Below are 10,290 nucleotides of genomic sequence, written 5' to 3' on the forward strand. Positions count from 1 at the left end.
TTATTTGAAGTAAATTTTAAGCAACAAAAAACTAAACATCGTCTATAACAACATATAAGTTGAGGCAATAAAATGAAAAAAACAACTCTAGCTCTAGCAATCGCAGTTGCAAGTTTAACAACCACTGCAGCTAACGCAGCATACGAAGACAACACTTTTTATACAGGTGCTAAATTAGGTTGGTCAGAGCTTTATCGATTAGATGCAAATAAAGTTCGTGGCTTTGATAAAGATGAAGTTGGTATTAAGACTGGAGAACGTAGCAATGTTGCTGGCGGTGCTTTTCTTGGTTACCAAGCAAACCCTTATTTAGCCGTTGAATTAGGCTATGACTGGTTAGGATCTGCTAAATATAAAAGAAAGTGGAACGACGATAAAACTAAGGCTGGTAATAGCAAAGTATCTGCTCAGGGTGTATCTTTGACAGGTAAATTAAGCTATCCAATCGTTGACGGTTTTGATATCTATGGTCGTGCAGGTGGGATGGTAACTATAGCTAAATGGAAAAATGGTGGCGATACGAGAGAAGTGTATGGCCACGGTGGTACAAAAAATCATCTATCTCCAGTTTACGCATTAGGTGTTGATTATCGTTTTGCGGAAGACTTCTCTACTCGTTTAGAATACCAATATGTTCAACATATTCGCACTAAGACTGACGCATCTCCAGATGCTGGTACTGTAACCTTAGGTATTACTTACCGTTTAGGTGCACCAGCTGTTCCAGCACCAGTTGAATTAAAAACTGAAGTAAACCGTTATGTGTTAAATGAAGATGTACTATTTGCTTATGCAAAAGCTGACTTAAAAGCTGAAGGTCGTCAAGCATTAGACAACTTACTTACAAATCTAGTTAAGATCAAACCAACTGAAAGTGCTATCGTAGTAATTGGTCATACTGACCGTATTGGTTCAGTTAGCTACAACCAAAAACTATCAGAACAACGCGCTAATTCAGTAATGAAATACTTAGTTGCCAATGGCGTGCCTTCTCACGTTATCAGTGCACGAGGTATGGGTAAATCTCAACCAGTTACTGGCACTAAATGTAATGCACTTCGTGGTGCTAGCTTAAAAGCTTGTTTAGCTCCAGATCGCCGTGTTGAAATTGAAGTTAAAGCACTTAACGAACAAGAAGTTGAAGTAATTAAATCAACAAAATAATCTTTGTTTCTTAACTTATTGATTAAAACCCAGTTAAAAACTGGGTTTTTTTATCTATCTTTTTTGTTAACAACTAAATTATATATCACCTTAGAACTACAAATTATCCACAAAAAAGATTATAATGCTTTACGATATTGTTAGTAAGAAAAGTTGAAGGAGTTGCCGTGCCTACCGCTATTTGGCAAGATTGCCTTTCGCAATTACAAGAAGAAATCCCTACAACGGAATTCAATTTATGGATTCGCCCGTTGCAAGCGGAAATGGTCGATAATAAACTCTATATTTATGCGCCAAATAGGTTTGTCCTAGATTGGGTAAAAAATAAATATTTACCCACCATTAGCCAATTATTAAATAAACTTTTTAATGATGATTCTCTAAAATTATTTCTTGAAGTTGGCTCAACCATATCCACTGATAAAAAAGCCCAAAGTAGCCAACGTAAAGCAGATGTTGTGCCTGCTTGGAAAACAACAAAGGAAACAAAGAATAATCATGTCTACCATTCAGGTATCAACCATAAACATACTTTCGATAGCTTTGTTGAAGGTAAATCAAACCAGCTTGCAGTGGCCGCGGCCAAACAAGTCGCTGAAAATCCAGGCAAAGCTTATAACCCTTTGTTTTTATATGGTTCTACTGGTTTAGGTAAAACGCACTTATTACATGCAGTGGGTAATCAAATAATGGTAGAAAAAAACAATGCCAAAGTTGTCTATATGCATTCTGAACGATTTGTGCAAGATATGGTCAAAGCATTGCAAAATAATGCGATTGAAGAGTTTAAAAATTATTATCGCTCAGTCGATGCATTACTTATTGATGATATCCAATTTTTTGCAAATAAAGAGCGATCTCAAGAAGAATTTTTTCACACGTTTAACTCTTTATTAGAAGGCAACCAACAAATTATCTTAACCTCTGATCGTTATCCAAAAGAAATTAATGGCGTTGAAGATCGATTAAAATCGCGTTTTGGGTGGGGGCTAACCATCGCAATAGAACCGCCTGAGCTTGAAACTCGGGTCGCAATTTTAATGAAAAAAGCAGAAGAAAATAAAATAAAATTGCCCGAAGAAGTTGCTTTTTTTATTGCTAAACGATTACGTTCCAATGTTCGTGAATTAGAAGGAGCGCTTAACCGAGTCATCGCTAATGCTAATTTTACGGGTAAAGCTATTACCATTGATTTTGTTAAAGATGCCTTAAAAGATTTGCTAGCTTTACAAGAAAAATTGGTTACTATTGAAAATATACAAAAGACGGTTGCCGAATATTATAAAATTAAAGTATCAGATTTACTTTCTAAACGCCGTTCTCGTTCTGTTGCAAGACCAAGGCAGGTCGCTATGGCGCTTGCAAAAGAGCTTACTAATAAAAGCCTGCCTGAAATCGGTGATGGCTTTGGTGGCAGAGATCACACAACGGTATTGCATGCATGTAGAAAGATTGCAGAATTAAAAGAAGAAAGTAATAATATAAAAGAAGATTACTCCAATTTAATTCGAACTTTATCAACTTAACAAAGAATCAATACTATGAAATTTATTATCGATCGTGAAAAACTGATTAAACCATTGCAGCTTGTCAGTGCACCTTTGAGTAGTCGCCCAACACTACCAATTTTGGGAAATTTATTATTGCAAGTAAGTGATAACACACTATCAATGACTGGGACAGATCTTGAAATAGAGATGATATCTCATTTACCATTGATTGAGGCAAGCGAACCAGGTGCAACAACTGTGCCGGCTAGAAAGTTTCTTGATATCTGCCGAAACTTACCCAATGATGCTCAAATTTCGATAAGCGTTGATGATAACCGATTGGTGATTCAATCTGGTCGTAGCAAGTTCTCTTTATCTACTTTACCTGCTAGCGATTTTCCTAATTTAGAAAACTGGCAAAGTGATATTGATCTTTCCGTTCCACAAAAAACCATAAAACGGCTAATTGATGCTGTTCAATTTTCTATGGCTAACCAAGATGTAAGATATTACTTAAATGGTATGTTATTTGAAATTGAAGATGGATTATTAAAATCAGTTGCAACAGATGGTCATCGACTAGCCGTATGTGCCCAGCCAATTGAACAGAATATTAAAACGACTTACTCTGTCATTTTGCCAAGAAAAGGGGTACTTGAACTTGCCAAATTAGTAAGTGATAACGACGAATTAATCACTATGCAAATTGGTAATAATAATTTTCGTGTTAACCTTGGTGACTTCACTTTCACATCAAAACTGATTGATGGAAGATTCCCCGATTACAAACGCGTATTACCACGCAATCCCGATAAACCACTCGAAGTATCCTGTGATGAACTTAGAAACGCCTTATCACGTGTTGCGATCTTATCTAATGAAAAATTCCGTGGAATTAGGCTTCATGTCCATAACAATCAAATAAAAATTACGGCCAATAACCCCGAACAAGAAGAAGCAGAAGAAGTCATTGACGTCAAATATGCATCATCAGAGCTTGAAATTGGCTTTAATGTAACCTATTTACTTGATATATTAAATACATTGAAATGTGATAGCGTACAACTGTTATTAACTGATGCAACATCCAGTGTACAAATTGAAGATATTAATAATCAATCCGCCACTTATGTTGTTATGCCAATGCGCTTATAATCAACCCCATCTAACCTTCCGGCTTCGGCCGGAATAATATAAGCATATGACTCTTTCAAAAATCCAAGTTCATCATTTCCGTAATATTGATTATGCACAACTGTCTTTATCGCCGCACTTTAACTTTATTATTGGTGATAATGGAAGTGGAAAAACCAGCTTGCTTGAAGCTATTTACATGCTTGGCCATGGGCGTGCATTTAGACATACACAATCCAATCGAATTATCCAACACGAGCAACCTGAACTTGTGTTATTTAGTGAAATAAAAAACACCAACCAACAGGTTCATTCAATTGGTCTTGCAAAATCACGTAATAGCAATAATAAAATCAAAATAGATGGTAATGAAGGCTTTCGATTAACTGATTTAGCCAAATTATTACCCATTCAATTAATCACACCAGAAGGATTTGATTTATTGACAGGGGGACCCAAATATCGTCGTGCATTTATTGATTGGGGATGCTTCCATCATTATCCTGAATTTGTTTATTTATGGAACAATTTAAAGCGACTATTTAAACAGCGAAATGCATTATTAAAGCAATCCCAGAATTATAATCAATTATTACATTGGGATAAACAAATCGTACCCATTGCTGAAAAGATTAGCAACATTAGGGCAAATTATTCGCAACAAATTTTTCCTGAAATCATTCAAACTTGCCTGGATTTTTTACCTGAATATTACCTTAGTTGCCACTATTATCAAGGTTGGGAACATGACACTGATTATGCTGAAATATTAAACAAACACTACGAGCGAGACAAGCTGCTCAACTACACATCAGTAGGGCCACATAAAGCTGATATTCGGTTACGTGTCAGCAATATTCCTGTTGAAGACTTATTATCCCGCGGTCAATTAAAGTTATTAATGTGCGCTTTACGTTTAGCTCAAGGTGAATATTATTCAAAGCAAAATACTCAAGCTTGTGTTTACCTAATTGATGATTTTGCCTCTGAATTAGATAACCATAAACGAGAGTTATTAGCCAAACGGTTAAAATTAGCCAATTCGCAAGTATTTATTACCGCGGTTAACCAAGAACAAATTACCCATATGATCGATGAAAATGATAAGATTTTTTACATAAAATCTGGTATAATTTCGTAAATTTATAGAATGATATAAACAATCAATTAAGTCGAGAAATCCATGTCTAATTCTTATGATTCTTCTAGCATTAAAGTACTCAAAGGACTTGATGCTGTTCGTAAACGTCCAGGTATGTATATTGGTGATACTGACGATGGCACAGGACTTCACCATATGGTTTTTGAAGTGGTAGACAATGCCATTGATGAAGCATTAGCGGGTTATTGTCGCCATATTGAAGTCACTATCCATCCTGATAACTCCGTTTCTGTTCGTGACGATGGTCGTGGCATTCCAACTGGAATCCATGAGGAAGAAGGTGTTTCAGCGGCTGAAGTTATCATGACTGTATTACATGCTGGTGGTAAATTCGATGACAACTCATATAAAGTCTCTGGTGGCTTGCATGGCGTTGGCGTTTCAGTGGTTAACGCTTTATCAGATAAATTAGAATTAGTTATTTATCGTGAAGGAAAAATTCACCAACAAATTTATCAATTAGGCGTACCACAAGCCCCTCTTAAAGTTATTGGCGAAACAACTGAGTCAGGAACCTATGTCCGTTTCTGGCCAAGCCCTGAAACATTTACTAATATTGAATTTGTTTATGAAATATTAGCGAAACGACTACGTGAATTATCGTTCTTAAACTCAGGTGTATCAATAAGATTACTTGATGAGCGAACAGGCAAAAGTGAGCATTATCATTATGAAGGTGGTATTCAAGCTTTTGTTGAATACTTAAATAAAAACAAAAACCCTATTCATCCGAAAATATTCTATTTTAGTACTGAAAAAGATAACATTGGTGTCGAAATTGCATTGCAATGGAACGACGGCTATCAAGAAAATATCTACTGTTTTACTAATAATATTCCTCAACGAGATGGGGGAACGCATTTAGCTGGTTTCCGTGGAGCAATGACTCGCACATTAAATAACTATATGGAAAACGAAGGATACAGTAAAAAAGCCAAAATCAGTGCAACTGGCGACGATGCGCGCGAAGGGTTAATTGCCGTAGTCTCAGTCAAAGTGCCAGATCCTAAATTTTCCTCACAAACCAAAGATAAATTAGTGTCATCAGAAGTTAAATCTGCGGTTGAATCAGTAATGGGCGAAAAATTAGCAGAATATCTACTTGAAAACCCAAGTGATGCCAAAATTGTAGTTGGGAAAATCATTGACGCAGCAAGAGCCCGTGAAGCAGCCCGTAAAGCTCGAGAAATGACCCGTCGTAAAGGCGCTTTAGACTTAGGCGGATTACCCGGTAAACTTGCTGATTGCCAAGAAAAAGATCCTGCCTTATCTGAGCTTTACTTAGTGGAAGGGGACTCTGCGGGGGGCTCGGCAAAACAAGGTCGTAACCGTAAAAATCAAGCGATATTACCACTTAAAGGTAAGATTTTAAACGTAGAAAAAGCCCGTTTTGATAAAATGCTTTCTTCGCAAGAAGTGGGAACACTAATCACCGCTCTCGGTTGTGGAATTGGCCGTGATGAATATAACCCAGATAAAATGCGTTATCATAGTATTATTATCATGACCGATGCCGATGTCGATGGTTCACATATTCGTACTCTATTACTAACGTTCTTTTATCGCCAAATGCCAGAAATCATAGAGCGTGGCTATGTTTATATTGCACAGCCGCCCTTATATAAAGTCAAAAAAGGCAAGCAAGAGCAATACATCAAAGATGATGAAGCAATGACACAATTTCAAATTGCTTTAGCCCTTGAAGATGCCTCATTACATGTTAATGACCATGCCCCTGCACTTGCAGGCGAAGCGTTAGAAAGACTCATTGCCGAATATCAAAAAGTCGAAAAACTGATTACCAAAATGGAGCGTCATTACCCTAAAGCGCTACTTTCTGAATTGGTTTATCATGACGTATTAAACGAAAGTATTTTACAAAACCAACAGCAGGCTGAAAATTGGGCAAAAACCATTGTTGAAAAATTATCGAACAAAGAGCAACATGGCAGCAGCTACCTGTATTCAACTGAATATAATGAAAAAACACAATTATATGTGCCAATCATTAAAATCAGAACCCATGGTGTTGATACACATTATCCATTAGATCAAGTCTTTATCCATAGCAATGAATACCGTAATATCTGCCACCTTGGCGCACAATTAAAAGATCTGCTGGAAGAGAGTGCCTTTATTCAACGCGGTGAGCGTAAACAGCCAGTTGAATCTTTTGAAGAAGCCGTTGATTGGTTAATTAAAGAGTCTCGTCGTGGCTTAACTATTCAGCGTTATAAAGGTCTTGGCGAAATGAACCCTGAACAATTATGGGAAACCACCATGGATCCAACCAGTCGCCGTATGTTACAAGTCACCATCAAAGATGCAATTGAAGCAGATCAATTATTTACAACCCTTATGGGCGATGAAGTTGAACCTCGACGATTATTCATTGAAGAAAATGCCCTTAAAGCAGCTAATTTAGATTTCTAAATATTACTGCTATAAAAAAACAACAGAAAAACCAGACGCATGTCTGGTTTTTTTATTCAATAAAGTTATAACTACCTATAAAAATGTAACTATGGCCTAAATTATGCTTTTTCAGAAAAATTAAAATTCTTGTCAAAAAGTTTCAGGTAACTATGCGTTTGAGTATAAAAAATGGATTGTTAAGTTCTCTTTGATTGGATATTTTTTATATTAGACAAGCATTTGTGCTGTTTTAGATACAAAAACGCATGGCTTGCCAACTTTGTTGGCGTGTAGCCACTTAAATTAAAATAGATTTCTTTGTTTTTTTAAACTTAATTGACTCTTAATTCGTACAAGAATTAAAAACTCAGAACTAAAAGCTAAGGATAAACGCACACCCCGTAATAGTTACCGATAGGATCAGCACGGTAAACCCGACCATTGTACGAGTATACATGAAATAAACGCTCCCCTGTTACATCACTTGTCCAATAGCTAAGGTTACTAAAGCCTGAACCACTATAATTAGCTAGGCGAGCCCACTCACTAAACAAACCGCCACCAATTCGGCGATGGTAATTATTGCCCCTTGATGAAGGTGTGGCACCAACTACATTTTGACAACTACTACTACCATCACAGGTTGCATTGGTGACGTCTTTGACTTGTATAATCCGATAGCCTATGCTTGAACACCAAGCTTCTTGGTTGGCAGCTTCAGCTGTTCTAAGCCCACGGTTAACAAACCACTTCTTCAATTCAAATCCATATTTTACCACCTCTTTACCACTACTATCGTATCCCTTTAGCTCGAATATTTGCGGTAAGTTTGGTATTCCAGCCTGAAGCGGCCCTGGTAAGTCAGCGTTCTGTTCATTTTTGGTTGACGCAGGTCCTGTTAAAGTAACGCGCACAGTTGTCCCATTCGCATCGGGTGTCATGGTAGCAGTTATACCACCTTGAGTGATTGATGGCCAAGTTAGAGAACCCCTTCCTCCTATGTCTAAATCAAAGTATAAACCATTCGCACCAGTAGTAGGAAAGTTACTAGCGTATGATGATGGGGTAGTTGCTTGGGGAATAAACCCTTTTCTTGTATCCCACATTTCAGCAGGACCGGCATATCGACCTATACTTTCTTGCAATTCTGGTTTGGCATAGCAAACTTTAGCTGACGATTCTGGGGTGAAATAGTAAGTTACAGCATCCACACCCAAAATAGTTTGATTTGGCACACCATACCGCGTCTTTAAACTGCCATTGGTATTGCTTAATTCCATTTTATAAGGTGCATTGCAAATATCTAAAATATCAACACGACTAACTGTTCGATTATTTTTATCCTTGATCCGAACCCTTAACCTGCCTGTTGCCGTTATACCTCTTCTCCCCTGCCCATCACCATCATTATCACCCCAATAGTTATACGGGGCTCTAACGAGTGTGTTTAAACTTATTGAGTTCCTGGTTGTTGGTAAAAACATGAGAACATTAGCAAACGTATCGCTGGCACTAGGTAACACTATTGGTTTTGATAGTGAAGATGTATTGCTCATTGGTGAGATTACTGTAGCATCCGATAACTTGATACTTAACAAACCATCCGTCTGAGTAGCTTTGGTTATACCGCCATCAAATGTTAAATAAGGAGCGGTACCTTCTATGATATTTGAAGTACTGGCTGATAACATTTTTGCATTTGCTACACACGTTAACAACAATGATACTAATGTAAAAGAAACTTTAAATAGCCATAAAGTTAAACTGGATAAACGCGATAAACGTGGCTGTGATAGCTCAGCTAATTGTAATTGCTGCTTCAGGCTAACATTTAGCGGTTTACGAAAACTAATTAGCAAGAATAAGTGGCAATCTTGTGTATGTGTATTTACTAAGTTTAGGGTAAAAAGGATACCGAAGCTAAATGTCTTATTTAAGTAGTATTTAGAAATGCTTAAAACATAATGCGGCCATATCTGTAGGCTATAGTTATACTGCATAACATCCTGTATATCAATTGTTTTGTGTTTATTTGATTTTTTATAATTATTAGCTAATAAATTAAGCCAAATTAATCTGTTAATATAAAAAGTATAACGCTTTAAAAAAATTTAACCACCCTTTTATAGAAAGATTAATAAATAATGTCAAAAAGTTTAGGATATATGTTTGAGTATAATAATGAATTTTTTGGGAACTGGCTTTTATTCTGGGAAAAGCGCTTTTGCTGTCTATTTGCAAAAGCACAAACTTGTATGATCTGCTGGCTCAAGGCCCGGCCTAATGCGCGGTGGGCTTGTTTCTTGGATGGATTGTCATTTATTTGCACCATAAGCTTCGCACACTACCTAAGGATTAAGAACTAAGCATCAAATACTAAGGAGTGGTGCAAAATCCATAGTAATTAGTGTTATTCGGCAAAGCATTGTGGTTGCCCAAATAACCACCCCCATGAAAACAGAGAACTGGTAGTCACCACCAGCAGCGTCACTTGGCCAGTAGTAGTGGTTCTCAAAGCCCGCGCTGGTGTACTCCCCGTATCGCCTCACTTCGCGGAGAAACCAGCCCCTATTTGACGCTAGTAGTGATCACCAATTGAGGGCGATGAACGTAAACAGCCGGTTGAATCTTTTGAAGAAGCCGTTGATTGGTTAATTAAAGAGTCTCGTCGTGGCTTAATTATTCAGCGTTATAAAGGTCTTGGCGAAATGAATCCTGAACAATTATGGGAAACCACCATGGATCCCACCAGTCGCCGTATGTTACAAGTCACCATCAAAGATGCGATTGAAGCAGATCAATTGTTTACAACTCTCATGGGTGATGAAGTCGAACCACGTCGATTATTTATTGAAGAAAATGCTCTTAAAGCAGCCAATTTAGATTTTTAAAGGTTACGCTATTTTTATATACAACATAAAAGAC

The 10,290-nt window shown here is 37.2% G+C and carries 6 protein-coding genes and 1 pseudogene; 6 read left to right on the forward strand and 1 reads right to left on the reverse strand.

The window, feature by feature from the left end:
• Positions 1 to 72: 72 nt before the first annotated feature.
• From ompA to gyrB (A9G30_RS06580), 5 genes are all read left to right on the forward strand, one after another.
• Positions 73 to 1,164 (forward strand): porin OmpA, encoded by a 1,092-nt coding sequence (gene ompA, locus A9G30_RS06560; protein ID WP_065588427.1) that lies wholly within the window; start codon positions 73 to 75, stop codon positions 1,162 to 1,164.
• Positions 1,165 to 1,331: 167 nt separating this feature from the next.
• Complete coding sequence (dnaA, locus tag A9G30_RS06565; RefSeq protein WP_065568386.1) at positions 1,332 to 2,690, forward strand: chromosomal replication initiator protein DnaA; 1,359 nt, start codon at positions 1,332 to 1,334, stop codon at positions 2,688 to 2,690.
• A 15-nt stretch (positions 2,691 to 2,705) separates the two neighbouring features.
• A complete protein-coding gene (gene dnaN, locus A9G30_RS06570; RefSeq protein ID WP_065588428.1) occupies positions 2,706 to 3,809 on the forward strand; it encodes a DNA polymerase III subunit beta in 1,104 nt (367 codons plus the stop codon).
• 46 nt (positions 3,810 to 3,855) lie between these two features.
• A complete protein-coding gene (gene recF, locus A9G30_RS06575) occupies positions 3,856 to 4,929 on the forward strand; it encodes a DNA replication/repair protein RecF (protein WP_065588429.1) in 1,074 nt (357 codons plus the stop codon).
• 42 nt (positions 4,930 to 4,971) lie between these two features.
• Complete coding sequence (gyrB, locus tag A9G30_RS06580) at positions 4,972 to 7,383, forward strand: DNA topoisomerase (ATP-hydrolyzing) subunit B (protein WP_065588430.1); 2,412 nt, start codon at positions 4,972 to 4,974, stop codon at positions 7,381 to 7,383.
• Positions 7,384 to 7,745: 362 nt separating this feature from the next.
• Here gyrB (A9G30_RS06580) and A9G30_RS06585 read toward each other — a convergent pair whose 3' ends face one another.
• Positions 7,746 to 9,224: a hypothetical protein gene (locus A9G30_RS06585; RefSeq protein ID WP_065588431.1), complete on the reverse strand. Its 1,479-nt coding sequence runs from the start codon at positions 9,222 to 9,224 to the stop codon at positions 7,746 to 7,748.
• Between the two features lie 735 nt (positions 9,225 to 9,959).
• On the opposite strand from A9G30_RS06585, the pseudogene gyrB (A9G30_RS13165) reads away from it, so the two are divergent.
• A pseudogene (gene gyrB, locus A9G30_RS13165) lies at positions 9,960 to 10,256 on the forward strand (DNA gyrase subunit B); the annotation flags it as partial.
• Positions 10,257 to 10,290: the final 34 nt, after the last annotated feature.

This window comes from Gilliamella sp. Fer4-1, assembly GCF_001690515.1.
Taxonomy (GTDB): domain Bacteria; phylum Pseudomonadota; class Gammaproteobacteria; order Enterobacterales; family Orbaceae; genus Gilliamella; species Gilliamella apicola_C.